General features: G+C 65.9%; 17 protein-coding genes and 1 pseudogene. 11 read left to right on the forward strand and 7 right to left on the reverse strand.

From position 1 onward, the window contains the following. Positions 1–202: 202 nt before the first annotated feature. Positions 203–691, forward strand: a pseudogene (locus tag ACXAD2_RS02850) (IS91 family transposase); the annotation flags it as partial. A gap of 57 nt (positions 692–748) precedes the next feature. On the opposite strand, the gene ACXAD2_RS02855 reads toward ACXAD2_RS02850, so the two are convergent. Then, complete coding sequence (locus ACXAD2_RS02855) at positions 749–1,423, reverse strand: ArdC-like ssDNA-binding domain-containing protein (RefSeq protein WP_475166645.1); 675 nt, start codon at positions 1,421–1,423, stop codon at positions 749–751. Positions 1,424–2,059: 636 nt separating this feature from the next. On the opposite strand from ACXAD2_RS02855, the gene ACXAD2_RS02860 reads away from it, so the two are divergent. From ACXAD2_RS02860 to ACXAD2_RS02890, 7 genes are all read left to right on the forward strand, one after another. Further along, complete coding sequence (locus ACXAD2_RS02860) at positions 2,060–2,326, forward strand: ribbon-helix-helix domain-containing protein (protein WP_475166647.1); 267 nt, start codon at positions 2,060–2,062, stop codon at positions 2,324–2,326. After that, on the forward strand, positions 2,313–2,468 hold the full coding sequence (locus tag ACXAD2_RS02865) for a type II toxin-antitoxin system RelE/ParE family toxin (protein WP_475166649.1): 156 nt from the start codon (positions 2,313–2,315) through the stop codon (positions 2,466–2,468). Before ACXAD2_RS02860 ends, ACXAD2_RS02865 begins: the two co-directional genes overlap by 14 nt. Positions 2,469–2,821: 353 nt before the next feature. After that, a complete protein-coding gene (locus tag ACXAD2_RS02870) occupies positions 2,822–3,133 on the forward strand; it encodes a hypothetical protein (protein WP_475166651.1) in 312 nt (103 codons plus the stop codon). Between the two features lie 3 nt (positions 3,134–3,136). Further along, on the forward strand, positions 3,137–3,949 hold the full coding sequence (gene nagB, locus ACXAD2_RS02875; RefSeq protein WP_475166654.1) for a glucosamine-6-phosphate deaminase: 813 nt from the start codon (positions 3,137–3,139) through the stop codon (positions 3,947–3,949). Continuing rightward, positions 3,946–5,022, forward strand: a complete 1,077-nt coding sequence (locus ACXAD2_RS02880) for an ABC transporter ATP-binding protein (RefSeq protein ID WP_475166656.1) — start codon at positions 3,946–3,948, stop codon at positions 5,020–5,022. Before nagB ends, ACXAD2_RS02880 begins: the two co-directional genes overlap by 4 nt. Continuing rightward, positions 5,019–5,717: an amidohydrolase family protein gene (locus ACXAD2_RS02885; protein WP_475166659.1), complete on the forward strand. Its 699-nt coding sequence runs from the start codon at positions 5,019–5,021 to the stop codon at positions 5,715–5,717. The genes ACXAD2_RS02880 and ACXAD2_RS02885 overlap by 4 nt, the downstream gene beginning before the upstream one ends. A gap of 13 nt (positions 5,718–5,730) precedes the next feature. Beyond that, the gene (locus ACXAD2_RS02890) at positions 5,731–6,132 is read left to right on the forward strand and encodes a hypothetical protein (RefSeq protein WP_475166661.1); all 402 of its coding nucleotides are present in this window, start codon (positions 5,731–5,733) and stop codon (positions 6,130–6,132) included. Between the two features lie 55 nt (positions 6,133–6,187). On the opposite strand, the gene ACXAD2_RS02895 is transcribed toward ACXAD2_RS02890, so the two are convergent. From ACXAD2_RS02895 to ACXAD2_RS02910, 4 genes are read right to left on the reverse strand one after another with little or no spacing between them, the layout of a single operon-like run. Next, complete coding sequence (locus tag ACXAD2_RS02895) at positions 6,188–6,487, reverse strand: AtuA-related protein (RefSeq protein WP_475166662.1); 300 nt, start codon at positions 6,485–6,487, stop codon at positions 6,188–6,190. Positions 6,488–6,523: 36 nt separating this feature from the next. Beyond that, positions 6,524–7,861: an acyclic terpene utilization AtuA family protein gene (locus ACXAD2_RS02900; protein ID WP_475166665.1), complete on the reverse strand. Its 1,338-nt coding sequence runs from the start codon at positions 7,859–7,861 to the stop codon at positions 6,524–6,526. Then, positions 7,858–9,717: a TRAP transporter permease gene (locus ACXAD2_RS02905; RefSeq protein WP_475166667.1), complete on the reverse strand. Its 1,860-nt coding sequence runs from the start codon at positions 9,715–9,717 to the stop codon at positions 7,858–7,860. The genes ACXAD2_RS02900 and ACXAD2_RS02905 overlap by 4 nt, the downstream gene beginning before the upstream one ends. A gap of 1 nt (position 9,718) precedes the next feature. Then, on the reverse strand, positions 9,719–10,681 hold the full coding sequence (locus ACXAD2_RS02910) for a TAXI family TRAP transporter solute-binding subunit (RefSeq protein WP_475166669.1): 963 nt from the start codon (positions 10,679–10,681) through the stop codon (positions 9,719–9,721). Positions 10,682–10,775: 94 nt separating this feature from the next. On the opposite strand from ACXAD2_RS02910, the gene ACXAD2_RS02915 reads away from it, so the two are divergent. Further along, on the forward strand, positions 10,776–11,690 hold the full coding sequence (locus tag ACXAD2_RS02915) for a LysR family transcriptional regulator (protein ID WP_475166671.1): 915 nt from the start codon (positions 10,776–10,778) through the stop codon (positions 11,688–11,690). Between the two features lie 124 nt (positions 11,691–11,814). Here ACXAD2_RS02915 and ACXAD2_RS02920 read toward each other — a convergent pair whose 3' ends face one another. Together ACXAD2_RS02920 and ACXAD2_RS02925 are read right to left on the reverse strand one after the other, a co-directional pair. Next, positions 11,815–13,173 carry an ArsB/NhaD family transporter gene (locus tag ACXAD2_RS02920; RefSeq protein WP_475166678.1) on the reverse strand — a complete coding sequence of 453 codons (1,359 nt, stop codon included), beginning with the start codon at positions 13,171–13,173 and terminating at the stop codon, positions 11,815–11,817. Between the two features lie 3 nt (positions 13,174–13,176). Further along, a complete protein-coding gene (locus ACXAD2_RS02925; protein ID WP_475166681.1) occupies positions 13,177–13,677 on the reverse strand; it encodes a CBS domain-containing protein in 501 nt (166 codons plus the stop codon). 384 nt (positions 13,678–14,061) lie between these two features. Here ACXAD2_RS02925 and zigA point away from each other — a divergent pair, with 384 nt between their 5' ends. Both zigA and ACXAD2_RS02935 read left to right on the forward strand, forming a co-directional pair. After that, positions 14,062–15,282: a zinc metallochaperone GTPase ZigA gene (zigA, locus tag ACXAD2_RS02930; RefSeq protein WP_475166684.1), complete on the forward strand. Its 1,221-nt coding sequence runs from the start codon at positions 14,062–14,064 to the stop codon at positions 15,280–15,282. Beyond that, a complete protein-coding gene (locus tag ACXAD2_RS02935; protein ID WP_475166687.1) occupies positions 15,282–15,902 on the forward strand; it encodes a DUF1826 domain-containing protein in 621 nt (206 codons plus the stop codon). The genes zigA and ACXAD2_RS02935 overlap by 1 nt, the downstream gene beginning before the upstream one ends. Positions 15,903–15,923: the final 21 nt, after the last annotated feature.

Raw genomic sequence — 15,923 nt, forward strand, 5'->3', positions numbered from 1 at the left:
CGTCCAGGGGTGCCAAGGGTAGAGCACCTCGCGCTCCTCGGTCCCGTGGGTGTTCTGTGATTGAGTTGTACAACACCGAGCGCCCGCATAGCGCTCTTGGATATCGGGCGCCGGCGCCCGAGGTCTTCGTCCCGGTAGATCGAGGGCCGACAATGCATTAGCATTTAACCCGGACCACTCCATGGGGTGAGCTCACGTTTTCCGCAAGGCCGAATGGGTCGTCTACGCCAAACCGCCCTTCGGCGGCCCCGAGGCCGTGCTCGCCTACATGAGCCGATACACCCACGGCGTGGCCATCTCCAACTCCCGCCTGGTCAGCGCCGACGCCGAGACTGTCGCGTTTCGCTGGAAGGACTACCGCATAAAGTCCGGCAACCGGCTAAGGGTCATGCGCCTGGCCACGCCCGAGTTCATCCGCCGGTTCCTGATGCACATCCTGCCCGACGGGTTCCACCGCATCCGGCACTACGGCTTGCTGGCCAGCGCGAGCCGCAAGGCCAACATCGACCGGATCCGGGCCCTGCTTGGCCAGACCATGCCGACCCGGGTTGCTCTGTCCGTCGTCGAGGCAGCGCCGCTCACCCTGCGCGAGCCGTGCCCTTGCTGCGGCGGCCCGATGCGCATCATCGAAATCTTCCGCCGCGGCCAGAAACCGATGTCGCGCGCCCCACCTCGGGAGCAGGCCGCATGACGAAACGCCCGCCAACAGGATCGACTACTTCTCGGCTTCGGCGCACGCACCGAGACGCTATGGTTGCGTCCGACAAACACGAGACGCCGTACACCGATCCGGTGCCATTCTCGGGGCAAGCTTCGGCTGTAACGCGGATCGGTCTCGCGAGAGACCTGCGCCGCAGAGGACCACAAGGGCATCCGCTGTCGAACGCCAAAGTAACAGGCCGCGGCAAGAAATCCCCATAGCCACACCCAAGCCCCGCGGCTTCCACCTTGGGAGGATTTCCAACGCAGGCCTACGGGGCACCACGCGGCATCCTTGCGCTGTGGCCCCCATCGAAAATCCTTCACCATAGTGGTCTGGCAGACCCTCGATTTGGTCAGCATTGAAGACCCGATAGGACCGGGCATAGGGAATGGTCACTTCATCGCCCGCATCGTTCTCCCGCGCAATCGTCCCGTATTTGACCACCGCGGAAGATTTCGAGCCCTTGCGCACATGCGCGCCAAGGTCCTTTGCCTGACGGAATGTGAACCAATGGGCCGAGACAAATCCGTTCGCCTGCGCAGCCAGCCAAAGCATCAGCACGTTGATGCCGCGGTAGGGCTCGCCGCCGGACCGCAGGGGGAACTGACCGGTCTGACCACCGCCGGACCACGGTTGCCGCCACGGCGTGGCGCCTGCCTCCATCGCTTCGATGATCTGATCGGTGACGTGCTGGTAGATGTCGAAATCGGACTTTGCCATTTGTGGCGTCCTGTCTGGTGAGGCGGTCGGGCTTGGTGCCTGCGTCCCGCCGATGGGCTCGGCCTCGCCACTCTGATTTGGCGAAAACCATGTTTTCGGCGGAACAGAGTGGGGTGGGCGAAGCCCGGCCCACGGACCTGAGCCGGACTGTCAAAGGATCGCAGACGGGGATGGTGCGGCTCGCAGGCCGAAGGCCGAGGACACGGTCCCCGGCGGAGACGACGCGCAGCGCGCGGCGCTTGTCTCTTGACTTTCCGGGGCAGGCCTGTTGGCAGACAACCAATTGGATCGTGCCAAGGCGGGGGTGAGCGGGCGCAGCACGCCGATCCCCTGCCCTGTCCCTCGAGATCATGCGAGACGCGCGCCCCGCGCGGCTCTCAACTCAGATCCCCTCGGGACCGATGGGCGCCAGCCTGTCCATCAGTTGTTCGACATCTTCCAAGCGATAGTTCGCATGCACAGCAGCATACCTATAAAGCCGAAAAGCGTGGTCCTCCGGCCCGCGACCGCCCCCGGGATCCCCGGCTGAGGCGGCACCCACTGAGTTGCCGACACCGCCGAGCAAGCAGAACATTGGGGTTGAAAGAGCCTACTTAGATGCGAACAATTTTGATTTATTATGAATGAAGGTTCGCCATGTCTCGACTAACCATCTCGATGCCCGCCCAGATGAATGAGTGGGTAGAGGCCCAGATCAGCACTCGCCGCTATGGCAAAGTCAGCGAGTATTTCCGCGATCTCGTTGGCCGCGACCAGGAACGCAGGGAAGCCGCGATTAACGAGCTTCACGCGCTGCTTGATCGTGCAGAAGAAAGCGGCGTGAGTGACCGCTTTGTCGCGGAAGTCCTCGAAGCTGCACGAAAAGAAGCCCGCCAAAAAGGCCTCCTGCGTGGCGACAACTGAACTATCAAGGGCGGCAGAGCGGGACCTTATCGATATCTATCTCTATGGGGTCGAACGCTTCGGCGCTGCTCAATCTGAACGCTACGCAAAGAGCCTCGCCGCGAAAATCGCGACGGCGGCGGAGGATCCGGGTTCGCTGTAGACCTCGGCTATGTACGCTGCGAGCTGCACCGCTACGAGAGCGTGTCCGATGCTATACGACACCGGACGGCATTTTCGTCCTGCGCATCCTACATGGCCGCATGGATGCCGCCCGCCATTTGGCTTGGCCAAGGTACCGCCGGTGCTTGAGCGTTTTAACCCTCGATGCGTTCTGGGCCCGTTAGCCCCGGTGTCGGCGATGTGTGCCGAAGTTCATTCGTCCGCCCCCTGACCCTCAACTGACAGGATCAGTTGCCCTGTGTCGATCATCGGCGCGTCAGAGACGATGAAACCGCCCAGACATGCGACTGCGTCCTTAGCAACCCGACTACTTGGATATCTTCGCAAAGCGTCGTGCAAATCGTAGGCAGCCGCGCGAGCGTCTTCGTGCACGTCAGCCGTGACTTGGTTCCAGCAGTTGAGAAACTCTTCGACTTCACGAAAATACATCTCGAATTCGGCATGGATTTCATTGCTGGAGTATCCGGCGTCATGGAGGTAGCTCAATTCAGGCTTCACTGGCTCAAGGCAGGTCTCGGCCTGCACAGCAAGTGGCGCAATGCCGCGGCGATCATCGTGATCTCGGCACTGCCGCCAGCGCTGCTGGGCATGTTCATGTACAAGCATATCGGCGGCTCGATGACCTCGGGCGCCGTGAAGGGATAGACCATGAAGATCCTCATCTTTCCCGATGCCGAGGCCGCCGCGCGCGAGACCGCCCGCCGCATCGTCGCGCAGCTGGTGGCCAAACCCGACGCGGTGCTCGGCCTCGCCACCGGCGGCACGATGGAGCCGGTCTATGCCGCGCTGGCCGCCGCCGTGGCTCGCGGCGACTGCGACGGGCGGCGGTTTACCAGCTTCAACCTCGACGAATATGTCGGGCTGGCGGGGGATCATCCGCAGAGCTACCGGCACTACATGACCCGCCACCTCTTTGACGCCATCGGCCTGCCCGCAGCGCAGGCGCGGCTGCCGCGCGGGGATGCCCCCGACCCGGCCGAGGAAGCCCGCCGCTACGAGGCCGAGATCGCCGCCGCAGGCGGCATCGACCTGCAATTGCTGGGGATCGGCGCCAACGGCCACATCGGGTTCAACGAGCCCACCTCGTCGCTCGCATCGCGCACCCGGATAAAGACCCTGACCCGCGGCACCGTCGAAGCCAACCGCCGTTTCTTCGGCCCGGACGAGCAGGTGCCCTCGCTTGCCATCACCATCGGCATCGGCACCATTCTGGAAAGCCGCGAGGCCCTGCTGCTGGCCACCGGTGGCGCAAAGGCCGACGCGGTGGCGGCGATGGTCGAGGGTCCGCTCAGCGCGGCCTGCCCAGCCTCGGCCCTACAGATGCATCCGCGCGCGACGGTGATCTGCGACGAAGAGGCCGCGGCCCGCTTGCAGCTTCGCGACTATTACGAAACCGTGCACCCGGGCGGCACAGAGCCCGCAATCACCGCGCCCAAGGGGCTGGAAAGGACAAGGACATGAGCACGATCGAGCTGTCGTCCCTCGCAAAGACCTATGGCGGCACCGAGATCTTCCGCGATCTCTCGCTCGCCATCGAAAGCGGCGAGTTCATCGTCTTTGTCGGCCCCTCGGGCTGCGGCAAGTCCACCCTGCTGCGGATGATCGCCGGCCTTGAAGAGACCAGCGGCGGGACGATCCGCATCGACGGCACCGATGTGACCCGCGCCGAGCCGCAGGCGCGTGGGCTGTCGATGGTGTTCCAATCCTACGCGCTCTATCCGCATATGACCGTGCGCGAGAACATCGCTTTCGCGCTGCACAACGAGAAACTCTCGAAAGACGAGATCGCCGCCCGGGTCGCAGAAGCCGCCCGCGCGCTGCGCATAGAAGATTATCTCGACCGCAGGCCCAAGGCGCTCTCGGGCGGGCAGCGTCAGCGCGTCGCCATCGGCCGTGCCATCGTGCGCAAGCCGCGCGCCTTCCTCTTCGACGAGCCGCTGTCGAACCTCGATGCGGCGCTGCGCACCGACACCCGCATCGAGATCGCCGCGTTGCACAAGCAATTGGGCGCGACCATGCTCTATGTTACCCACGATCAGGTCGAAGCGATGACCCTCGCCGATCGGATCGTGGTGCTGAACAAGGGTAAGATCATGCAGGTTGGCACGCCCGAAGAGCTTTACGCGAACCCCGCGAATGCCTTCGTCGCGCAGTTCCTCGGAAATCCGGGAATGAACCTTGTCGCCGCACGGGCGACCGAAGCTGGCGCTCTGCAGGCGGGCGGCGCCGCGCTGCGGTTTTCCGCCCCGCCGCCAACTGGGACCGCCCGCATCGGCCTGCGCGGCGAAGCCTTGCGCCCCTGTGATCCGGGAACCGGTCGCCTCGCCGGCACGCTGGCCTTTCAGGAATACCTCGGTGCCGACCTTTGCCTGCACGTGGACCTCGCGTCGGGCGAGCGGGTCGTGGTCCGCACCACCGGCATGAGACGCCATCAGGAGGGCGCGGCCATATCGCTCGATTTCTCTGACGCCGACTGCACCTTCTTTGATGCCGAAGGAAACGCGCTGGTCGCAGCCAATGCGGTGACGGCATGACCTCTGAAGACCTCCTCGCCACGCGCTACCTCTGGAGCAACGGCAAGCTCCTGCAGGATCAGGAAATCGCGCTCGTGGGCGGCAAGGTCGCCGCGATCCGCCCGCGCGGCACCGCACCGGCGACGGAGGTTCATCTTGCCACGCCGCTGCTCACCGATCTGCAGGTCAACGGCGGCGGCGGGACCATGGTCAACGGCGATCCCACCCCCGAGGGGCTCGCGCGTATCGCGCAGGCCCACCGCGCTCTCGGTACCGGAGACATCCTGCCCACGGTGATCACCGACCGCCCCGAGGTGATCGAAGCCGCCGGAGACGCTGCGCTCGAATGCTACGGCAGCACCGGCGTCCTTGGCCTGCATATCGAGGGACCGCACTTCTCGCCCGCCCGCCGTGGCACCCACGCCGAGAGATACCTGCGCCCGCTCGACCGCCGCACCGTGACGCTGGTCGAGCGGCTCCGGTCCGCAGGCATGCCGGTGATGATCACCCTCGCCCCAGAGCGCGCGGACCCGGCGCTGCTGGCGGCACTCGTCGACAGCGGCGCGGTGGTTTCGGCCGGGCACAGCAGTGCCACCGCCGACGAGGCGCGCGCGGCCTTCGGGCGCGGCGTTTCCTGCGTCACCCATCTCTTCAACGCGATGGACCAGATGCAGTCCCGCGCCCCCGGCCTTTTGGGGGCCGCGATCGACTTCTGATGTGATGTGCGGAATGATCTGCGACGGCATCCATGTCGACTGGACGATGCTGCGCATTGCCCTTGCCGCCCGTCCTGCCAAGGGGCTGAGCTTTGCGGTCAGCGACGCGATGGCAACCGTCGGCGGGCCGGATCACTTCACGCTCTACGGGCAGGATATCCACGTCGAGCAGGGCCGGCTGGTCAATGCCGAAGGCGCGCTGGCGGGCGCGCATGTGGACCTGCGCCAGAGCCTTGCCAATCTGGTGGGCGAGGTCGGGCTCGATCTGCAGACCGCAGTGCCGATGGTGAGCGATATTCCCAGACGGCTCATGGGCTTGCCGCCTCGCGAAATCGCTGTCGGCACCGCGTATGACGAGATGCTTCTGCTGGGCCCGCGCTGCGAGCGCATCCCCCTTCCCTGCGCGTCCCGATAGCGCATCTTGCGCATGCAGTGTGTCTGCCCGCTCGCTTGCGGCAGGCATCGAGCGCTCAGAGCTTCATTTCGAGCAGCACCGACGCGAGGCACTTGCCGTGGGCATCCAGCGCCAAGGAGCGGGTGACCCCTCCCGTCAGCGCGCCGCGGATCACGAAGTTCAGCGCGTGCAGCTGCGGCAGCGCGTAGCGGGTCACATCCTCGGGCGCCACGTCTCCCATGTGCCGCGCCACGCGCTGCGGGGTGACTTCGCGCTGGATCAGCGGCCAGTCCTCGGCGCGGTAGGCGATCACCGAGATGTTCGAGACATCGCCTTTGTCGCCGGTACGGGCATGGGCAATCTGGTGCAGTTTCATTGCTGTGTCCTTCGGCTTACCGGGGTCGCGAGACGCTCAGGCATCGAGCGTCTCGGAAAGTTCGCTGCGCACCGTGACCGATGCGGCGGGGAGCAGCGCCGAGGCAACCGCGATGATCTCGCGGTGCGTCCGGCTGACGCCGCCACCACCCGCAGGACCACAGAGATACAGGCTCTCGACCTCCTCGCCGACCCTTTGCGCAGTCTCCTGATCGGCGCAGCGCGCGGCAACGCGCAGCCGCACCTCGCTTGGCTCACTCGCCACGCGGGCGCCGCCGGGAGCCACCGCATCGAGGCCGATAAGATCGCTGCGCTCTTCGAGGATCCGACCGCCCCAGTCCGACAGGCGCTGCCGCACCAGTTCCGCAGCGAGCCGTCCCCGCGCCACGCAATTGGCCCCGGCGTAAGAGATTTGCCCCTCGCCGCGCCAGCCATCGCGGTAGCCGACCGACACCTTGAGCTCGCCGGTCGCAGGATGCCCCGATCCGCCAGTGACGCGCACCCGGTCGATGCCGATCTCCTCGAGCTCGACCTGCGAGAAGTCGGCCACCACGTCGGGCTGCATGTAGCGGGCCGGGTCATGGATTTCATAGAGCAACTGCTCGGTGCAGGTGGCGCGGCTGACCAGCCCCCCGGTGCCGGGCAGCTTGGTGATCACCGCGGTGCCGTCGTCCGAGACCTCCGCCAGCGGGAAGCCCACATCCGCGAGATCCGGCACGTCCTTCACTCCCGGATCGGCGAAATAGCCGCCGGTGATCTGCGCCGAGCATTCCAGCAGGTGGCCGACAAGCGTGCCGCGTCCGAGCTGCACCCAATCGTCCATCGCCCAGCCGAAGCGGTGCACCAGCGGCGCAAGGAAGAGCGCCGGATCCGAGGCCCGGCCGCAGATCACGATGTCGGCGCCAGCGTCCAGCGCCTCGACGATGCCCGCGACGCCGATATAGGCGTTGGCCGAAATCAGCCGCTCCCCCAGCGCCCGCGCCGGGGCGCCGGTCTCGGTCAGGATGCAGTCACTTATGAGGGGCAGCACATCGTCGCCGGTCACCGCCGCCACGGTCAGCGGCAGGCCCAGCTCGCGCACCACGGCGCGCGTCCGCTCGGCGGCGGCGCGGGGGTTGGCCGCGCCCATATTGGTGACGATGCGCGTGCCATTGCGGGCACAGGCGGGCAGCACGGCGCGCATGCGGCGCTGGAGCAATGGATCGAACCCGGCCCCGGGATCGGCCAGCCGCGCCTGCTGTGCCAGCGCGATGGTGCGCTCGGCGAGGCATTCGAAGACCAGGAAGTCCAGCTCGCCGCGCTCGGCGAGATCGATGGCGGGGGCAATGCGGTCGCCCTGAAAACCCGCGCCGGTGCCAATGCGAACCATGCTCATGCCATCGCCCTCCCCTGTGCGCGGCCCACCGCGCGGGCGCCGAAGAAGATCGCCAGCGCCAGGAACGGCGTGATCAGCATCGGCCAGATCGCCAGCGCGATGACCAGCAGCAGCAGCAGGATGTCGATCCCGCGCCTGCCGGTGAGGGGCGTGCCGCTCAGCAACGCCGGCACCGCCAGCACCAGCGCCATACCCGCGGCGGCCGCCTCGACGATCCCGACGAGCCCGCCCGACATGGTCATGCCCGGGTAGAGCAGCAGCAGGAAGGGCACCAGATAGGTCACCGCGCCAAGCCGCACCGCCTCGCCCGCGGCGGGCAGCCAATTGGTATTGGCGATCCCCGAGCCGACGAAGACCGCGACGCAGACCGGCGGGGTGATCACCGAGATCGTGGCGAAGTAGAAGACGAAGAGATGCGCGGCCAGCGGCTCGACGCCCACGGCGGTCATCGCCGGAGCAAGCACCGCAGCCACCAGCACGTAGGCGGCGGTGGTCGGCAGGCCCATGCCCATGATCAGGCAGACCAGCCCGACGATGATTGCCACCAGCACGACCGAGTCCCCGGCCATGGTGACGATCAGCGACGACAGCGTCACGCCGATGCCGGTCATATTGATCATCGAGACCAGCACCTGCGCCCCGGCGAGCAGCACGCCGATGATCACCATGCCCTTGCCCGCGTCTTCGAGCCCGTCGATCACCCGCCCGGCCATTTCGCGCGGGTTAAGCCGTCCGGCCTGAGTGGCGACGAAAGCGATCAGCAGGCCGACGACCCCGTAGAAGGCGGCGGTGGCGATCGAGCGGCCAAGCCAGATGCCGATGCCCAGACCGCCAAGCGCGGCAAGGATCGGCAGCACCCGGCGCGGCGCGGTGATGGTTTTCCAGTCGGGCATCTCGTCCTCGGGCACCACGGCAAGCCCGCGCTGCTGCGCGACAAAATGCACGGTGACGAAGACCGAGACGTAGAACAGCACCGCCGGAAGGATCGCGCCGACAATGATGGTGGTATAGGGAAGCCCGAGGATCTCGGCCATGACGAAGGCCGCGGCGCCCATGATCGGCGGCGCGATCTGCCCGCCGGTGGAGGCCACCGCCTCGACCGCCGCCGCGAAGGGGCGCGGGTAGCCGAGGCGGATCATCATCGGGATGGTGAAATTGCCGGTGGTGGCGACATTGGCCACGGCCGAGCCCGAGATCATCCCGAAAAGCCCCGAGGCGATGGTGGCGATCTTCGCCGCGCCGCCGGGCTGGCGGCCGCCGAGACGCATGGCCAGATCCATGAAAGCCTGCCCGCCGCCCGAATGCAGCAGCAGCGCGCCGAAGAGCACGAAGGCGGCGATCACCGTCGCCGCGACGCCGGTGAGCATGCCCCAGATGCCTAGATCACCAAGGAAGATGGTCTCGGTCACGAAGGCCGCATCGAAGCCGCGGTGCCCCAGCGCGCCCGGAAGCAGGTTGCCGAACATCGCGTAGCCGATGCCAATCAGCACCAGCACCGGGAAGATCAGCCCCACCGTGCGCCGCCCGAGCTCGAGCACCGACAGCACCAGACCGACGGTCAGCGCCATGTCGAGCGTCGTCGCCCAGGGCAGCGTCGTCATGATTTCATCGTAGTTCCAGACCACGTAGCCGCAGGCCCCCACCGTCACCGCGCAGAGAACGAGGTCGATGGCGAGCCCGAGCGGGCGCCAGGATTTCCCGGCGCCCAGCGGGTAGAGCGCGAAACCGAGGGAGGCCACGAGGGCGAGGAAGATCGCCCGCTGGATCAGCCCCTCGAAGGGGCCGGTCGCGGCGGTGTAGAAGACGAAGGCCCCGACGAGGATCGCCAGCCCCTTCTGGACGCGCTCCAGTGTCATGTCAGCTCCCCGGCTGCAGCTTGGCGGGGATCTCGAGCCCCTGCTCCTCGAACCAGCGCGCCGCGCCCGGATGCAGCGGGACCGTGCCGTAGTCGAGCGTCATCTGCGCCAGGTCCGCGCCCTTGAGGCTGGCCATGGCGTTGGCCTGCGCGCTGCCGTCTGCCATGATCGCCGAGACGATCTTATAGGCGGTCTCGTCGTCCATCGAGGCGGGCGCGGCCACGCCGACGCCGAAGCTCCAGGTGGTGTAGGCGGGGATGCCGTCAGCAGCACCCTCGGGGATATCGATCACCGAGATGTCGGGCATCTTCTCGCGCAGGGTGTCGGCCTGGGCGTCCGACAAACCGACCACGGTGATGTCGGTCGAGGTGGCGATGTCCATGGTCGAGCCGTCGAGCTTCATGCCCGAGCCCGATTTCACGTAGCCCGCCACGCGGTTGTCCTTGATCGCGCCAACGATGTCGGTGGTCGAGCCGCGCACGTAGTCCGCCTCGAGCCCCAGCGCATTGAACACCGCCTCGGTGGTCGACTCGGTGCTCGAGCCCTTGATGCCCGGATTGAAACGCACGCCCGACAGACCTTCGAGGCTGTCCACGCCCGCGTCCTTGCGCAGGATGACGTTCTGCGGCGCGTTGGTGTAAACCCAGAGCAGGCGCAGGTCCTGCGCGTTGCCCTCGAAGGCGTTGGTGCCCGAGACCGCATGCTGCGCCGCGTTGGTGGTCACGAGGCCAAGATCGACCTGACCGCGCGCCATGCGGCGGATGTTGTCCATCGTGGCGCCGGTCTCGACCACCGAGGCCTTCAGCCCTTCGGCGTTTTCGTTGATCAGCTGGCCGACGGCGACGAAATAGCCGTAGTGGCTCGACGAGGCCGAGGTCGAGCCGATCAGCAGATCGGTCTCCTGCGCCAGTGCCGGACCGGCAAGCAGAGTCGCGCCCGCAAGGGCGTAGAGCGTAGATTTCATGGTTTCCTCCCTGGAATCCCGGTTTCGGGATCATGCGGGCAGAATGGCGCAATCAGTTTGTTGTCGGAAGTGAGAGTTTGGGTATTATTAGTGCATGGAACGCACCAATCCCTCGCTCGCCGATTTCAACGCCGTCCTTGTGGTGTTGCGTTGCGGCTCGTTCCGCGCCGCCGCCGAAGTTCTGGCGCTCTCGCCTTCGGCTCTGTCGCGGCAGATCACCGGGCTCGAGGCCCGGCTCGGCACCCGACTGTTCGATCGCGACACGCGCAATGTCGCGCCCACCGCCTCGGGCCTCGCCTTCGGACGGGTCGCAGAGCGGATGATCAACACCGCCGAAGACGGCATGGCGGAGTTTGAGGCGCATCTTTCGGCCCGCAACGGGCGGCTGACCATCGCCGGGCTGCCCTCGGTGACCGCCGGCCTGCTGCCGGGGCTGCTACGGAGCTTCTCGGCGGAATATCCGGACATCGATCTGCGCATCGTCGACGCGCTTTCGGGCAGCGTCATCGAGGCGGTCGAGGCGGGCATCGCCGAGATCGGCTTCACTGCCGGCACGCTCTCGGCACGCAGCAGGCTGACCTTTCAGCCGCTGATGGATGACCGGTTCGTCGCCGTCGGCGCGCCCGACGGGCCGCTGCGCGCGGCGCGCGACTACACTTGGGAAGAACTGGTCGAGATGCCCTTCATCGCCATGGCGCAGGGCACCAGTGTGCGCGAACTGATCGACGGCGCCTGCCTGCGCATCGGGCACACGCTCGCGCCCCGCTTCGAGGTGGCGCATCTTGCCACCGCGGGTGCGCTGGTGGCCGAGGGGCTGGGGATCACCGCCTTGCCGACACTGACCCTGCCGGTGCTACGCACGGCCACGCTTGTCCAACGCGAGATCACCGGTTTCGGGGCGCGGCGGCGCATCGGGCTGGTGCGGCGCTCCGGGCAATCGCTTTCTCCCTCGGCACAAGCCTTTCTGGCGCATGTGCGAGAGGCACACCCGCTCAGGCGGAACGCCTAGAAAACTGCCAATAGAATTTCTTGCCAAGGGCGGTTTTCTTTGTACGTCCCCCGGTCACGCGCGCGGCGACGCGCCGATGCACGCAAAGGCATAGCCCTTCCATATGTGCAACGGCGCGCCGGGCTCAGAAGTAGCGCAGCCAGATGTAGACGTTCGCAAGGACCAGCGTCAGCAGCATGATCGGAAAGCCATACTTGATGTACCGCACGAAGCTGATCGGCTGCTTTGCCTTTTCGGCAAAGGCCGCCACGGTCAGGTTGGCGCTTGCACCAAGCAACGTGCCATTGCCGCCGAAACATGCGCCGAGCGCGAGCGACCACCACAGCGGCTCGATCTTGTCGGCGCCGAAGGTTTCCGCGGTCGCCTCGATCATCGGGATCATCGTTGCGACGAACGGGATGTTGTCGAGGATCGCCGACAGGATGCCCGAGGCCCAGAAGATCAGAAAGGCCGTCCACATCAGGTCACCCTCGGTCAGATCAAGTATGAAGCGTGCGAACATCTCCAACAGACCGACATGCTCGACCGCGGCGACGATCACGAACAGGCCGGTGAAGAAGATGATCGTCACCCATTCAACCTCGCCAAAGATGTGGTGCACCAACTCGCTCTGATGTTCCGCGTCCTGCGACCAATAGGCCAGCAGCATCAGCAGCCCCGCGCCGGACAGCGCCGATGTGCCCGGCTGGATGCCGTAGCCATGCCCGACGGTAAAGCCGAAGATGACCAGCGCCAGAACGCACAGCGCCTTGATCATCAGCCCCTTGTCGGTGATCGCCTTGGTGTGATCGAAGTTCATGATCTTCTGGCGCGCCGAGGTCGGAATGAGCGCCAACGACTTCCGGTTCATCAGGTAGATGATGCCGGTGAGCACGACGAGGCAGATGGCCGAAATCGGCGCGAGGTTCACCAGAAACTGGTTGAAGCTGAGCCCGGCGGCGGAGCCGATCAGGATGTTCGGCGGATCGCCGATCAGGGTCGCCGTGCCGCCGATGTTCGAGGCGAGGATCTCGGCAAGGAAGAAGGGGAACACCTTGGTGTCTAGCGCATCGGTGATCAGCAGGGTGATCGGCGCGATCAGCAGCACGGTGGTCACATTGTCGAGCAGCGCCGAAAAGACCGCGGTGATCAGCGTGAGCATGATCAGGATGCCGGTCGGATTTGCCCCGACCACCTTTGCGGCCTTGATCGCGACATATTGGAACAGCCCGGATTTCGAGGTGATCGCCACGATCACCATCATCCCGATGAGCAGCGCCAGCGTGTTGGCGTCGACACCGGCGAGCGCCTGCTGCTGATTGATAATTCCCAGAACCACCATCAGCGCCGCGCCGAGCATGGCGAGGATTGCGCGGTTCAGTTTCTCAGAGATCAGAAGGGCATAGACGGCGATCAGGATGAGCGTCGCGATCCACAAAGGATCGATGCCGAGGACGCCAGCCAGCGAAAAACCGGCGTGGGCGTCAGTACCAGTAGTGTGCACGTGTTATTCCTCGATGGTCGCGTCGCCAAGGACTTGGTCGAGGATCGAGTTCGCGCTGACAGTGCCGACGAACTTGCCGGTGCCGGGCTCGACCAGCATCAGGTGACGCTTGAACTTATGGATCCTGAAGATGCCTTCCATCACCGGGGTATCCGGAGCGGCGACGGGGATGTTTTCGGGCAGAGACATGTTGTCCCGAACGCGTTCGTGCTTCAGCCCGGCGATCTGTGCCTCGAAATCGCTCTTCGACAGGCTGAAGAAGTTCAGCGTCTCGAAGCGCGAGGGCTCAAAGCTGTGATTGATCAGCGCGGCCTTGGGAAGGATCAGCTTTAGCAGCGTCGGGGCGCTGAAAACGCCGACATATGTGCCATTGTCGTCAACCACCGGCAGGAACCGCGCACGGCTCTGCTTGATGATGTTGAACGCCGTGGCGACGCTGGCGTCCGGCGACACCGTTCTTTGGATGTCCGGGGGAACCATCACATCCCGGCAGGTCAAATCCATGTCGTTTTCCTTGATTGGATGATCACGATTGGGGTCTGTCTGCGACCCTGAACCGGGTGGAAGACGTCTCCTTCGATCGCGCATCGCATAGTAACAGCCCCAGCATGAATCAACCCCACCCAAGAAAAAATCTTTGCCGTGAGGCATGATGCCATGCGGATGCGCCTGTGCCGGTCATGCGGGGCACTCTGGGGCCTTGCGTCCAACCGGCGCCGCAAACCACCCGCATGTTGCGCATCACGGCGAAGAGCCTTCTTTTTCGCGAGGTTCGGGCGGCGTCTGCCGCCGCGCCTCAACTTTCGTGCGGAATCCGGGTTGCAGGCGCCCCGAGGCATCCATAAGGTGTAATGATATAACATTCCACTCATGGAAATGGAGACTTTGATGCCAGCCAAGGATACCCGCCTGCCCGTTACCGTCCTTTCGGGCTTTCTCGGAGCCGGGAAGACCACCCTCCTGAACGACGTGCTCAACAACCGCGAAGGCCGCCGCGTCGCGGTGATCGTCAACGACATGTCCGAGGTGAACATCGACGCCGATCTGGTGCGCGAGGGTGGCGCCGATCTCAGCCACACCGAAGAGAAGCTGGTCGAGATGAGCAACGGCTGCATCTGCTGCACGCTGCGCGACGATCTGCTGCTGGAGGTGCGCCGGCTCGCCGATGAGGGGCGCTTTGACTACTTGCTGATCGAAGGCACTGGCATCGCAGAGCCGCTGCCCGTGGCCGCCACCTTCGACTTCCGCGACGAGTTCGGCGAAAGCCTGTCGGACATCGCCCGGCTCGACACGATGGTGACCGTGGTCGACACGGTTAACCTGCTGAAGGACTATTCCAGTCACGATTTCATCCGCGACCGGGGCGAGAGCCTTGGCGATGAGGATGACCGCACATTGGTCGATCTGCTGGTCGACCAGATCGAGTTCGCCGATGTGGTGGTGCTCAACAAGGTCAGCGACGCAGGCCCCGAGCGGGTCGATGCGGCGCGCAAGATCGTCGCCTCGCTCAACCCCGATGCGCAGATCATCGAGACCAACTACGGCAAGGTCGCCTCTGAGCGCATCATGGGCACCGGGCTTTTTGATTTCGACAAGGCGCATCTGCACCCGATGTGGGCCAAGGAGCTTTACGGCTTTGCTGACCATGTGCCCGAGACCGAGGAATACGGCGTCTCGTCTTTCGTCTACCGGGCGCGGCGGCCGTTCCACCCGCAGAAGGTCCACGATGTGCTGAACGGCGATCTGCCGGGGGTGATCCGCGCCAAGGGGCATTTCTGGATCGCCACGCGGCCCGATTGGCTCGCCGAATACTCGCTGGCCGGAGCGCTGAGCAGCGTCAAGCCGATGGGCATGTGGTGGGCCACGGTGCCGCAGGCGCGCTGGCCCGATCACCCGCAGGCGGTGGCCTATCTCAAGCAGCACTGGCGCGAGCCCTTCGGCGACCGGCGGCAGGAGCTGGTGTTCATCGGCTCCGGCATGGACAAGGCGGCGATCTGCGCCGCGCTCGATGCGGCGCTGGTGGGCGACGAGGCCAATTTCGCGCCGCAGCAATGGCAGGACCTGCCCGACCCCTTCCCCGGCTGGCGGCGCGCGCCGCAGGCGGCGTGATGCTGGACCTCGCCAGAGGCGCAGCGGCCTGCGACGTGGTCGAGGGCGGCTCGGTGGAGGTCCTGCGCGACCTGCACCGGCCCGGCTGCGCCGCCGCGATCTGGCAGCGCCGCCTGCCGCCGCTGTTCAGCCAATGGCTCGACGCGCTGCCCGACACCCGCCTGCCCGGGCTGCGCGCCAGCGTTCCGCTGCGCGGCGTCGCGGATCTGGTGCAAGGTGCCTGCCGGGCGGCCCGCAGCGGGGCGGACGCCGGTCAGGCGCTTCTGGCGCAGGACGTCGCCCGCCTCGCTGCCGAGTTCTCGCGCATCACCGGCCACGACGCGCTGCAAATCCGACTCGACGTGGTGCGCGGCAATGCCTGCAGCAAGTTCCACGTGGACTACGTGCCCGCCCGGCTGCTCTGCACCTATCGCGGCGCGGGCACGCAATACGGGCTTGCCAGCGAGGCGGGCGCGCCGGAGCAGGTGAACCAGATGCAGGCGGGCGCGGTGGGCCTGTTCCGCGGACGGCTCTGGCCCGGCGATCTGCCCTGCGGGCTGCTGCACCGCTCGCCGCCGATCGACGGCAGCGGCGAGACTCGGCTGCTGCTGGTGATCGACGCGGCGCAGGATGATCCGTAACCGAGCGTTCTTAAAGGCGCG

Source organism: Salipiger sp. ABN3_019 (genome assembly GCF_056158605.1).

Excerpts from the sequence above, each read along its gene's own strand:
- ACXAD2_RS02860 (WP_475166647.1), top strand. The coding sequence starts at position 2,060 with ATGTCTCGACTAACCATCTCGATGCCCGCCCAGATGAATGAGTGGGTA.
- ACXAD2_RS02925 (WP_475166681.1), bottom strand. The coding sequence starts at position 13,677 with ATGGATTTGACCTGCCGGGATGTGATGGTTCCCCCGGACATCCAAAGA.
- ACXAD2_RS02935 (WP_475166687.1), top strand. The coding sequence starts at position 15,282 with ATGCTGGACCTCGCCAGAGGCGCAGCGGCCTGCGACGTGGTCGAGGGC.
- ACXAD2_RS02915 (WP_475166671.1), top strand. The coding sequence starts at position 10,776 with ATGGAACGCACCAATCCCTCGCTCGCCGATTTCAACGCCGTCCTTGTG.
- ACXAD2_RS02880 (WP_475166656.1), top strand. The coding sequence starts at position 3,946 with ATGAGCACGATCGAGCTGTCGTCCCTCGCAAAGACCTATGGCGGCACC.
- ACXAD2_RS02895 (WP_475166662.1), bottom strand. The coding sequence starts at position 6,487 with ATGAAACTGCACCAGATTGCCCATGCCCGTACCGGCGACAAAGGCGAT.
- ACXAD2_RS02855 (WP_475166645.1), bottom strand. The coding sequence starts at position 1,423 with ATGGCAAAGTCCGATTTCGACATCTACCAGCACGTCACCGATCAGATC.
- ACXAD2_RS02885 (WP_475166659.1), top strand. The coding sequence starts at position 5,019 with ATGACCTCTGAAGACCTCCTCGCCACGCGCTACCTCTGGAGCAACGGC.
- ACXAD2_RS02900 (WP_475166665.1), bottom strand. The coding sequence starts at position 7,861 with ATGAGCATGGTTCGCATTGGCACCGGCGCGGGTTTTCAGGGCGACCGC.
- ACXAD2_RS02910 (WP_475166669.1), bottom strand. The coding sequence starts at position 10,681 with ATGAAATCTACGCTCTACGCCCTTGCGGGCGCGACTCTGCTTGCCGGT.
- ACXAD2_RS02890 (WP_475166661.1), top strand. The coding sequence starts at position 5,731 with ATGATCTGCGACGGCATCCATGTCGACTGGACGATGCTGCGCATTGCC.
- nagB (WP_475166654.1), top strand. The coding sequence starts at position 3,137 with ATGAAGATCCTCATCTTTCCCGATGCCGAGGCCGCCGCGCGCGAGACC.
- ACXAD2_RS02905 (WP_475166667.1), bottom strand. The coding sequence starts at position 9,717 with ATGACACTGGAGCGCGTCCAGAAGGGGCTGGCGATCCTCGTCGGGGCC.
- zigA (WP_475166684.1), top strand. The coding sequence starts at position 14,062 with ATGCCAGCCAAGGATACCCGCCTGCCCGTTACCGTCCTTTCGGGCTTT.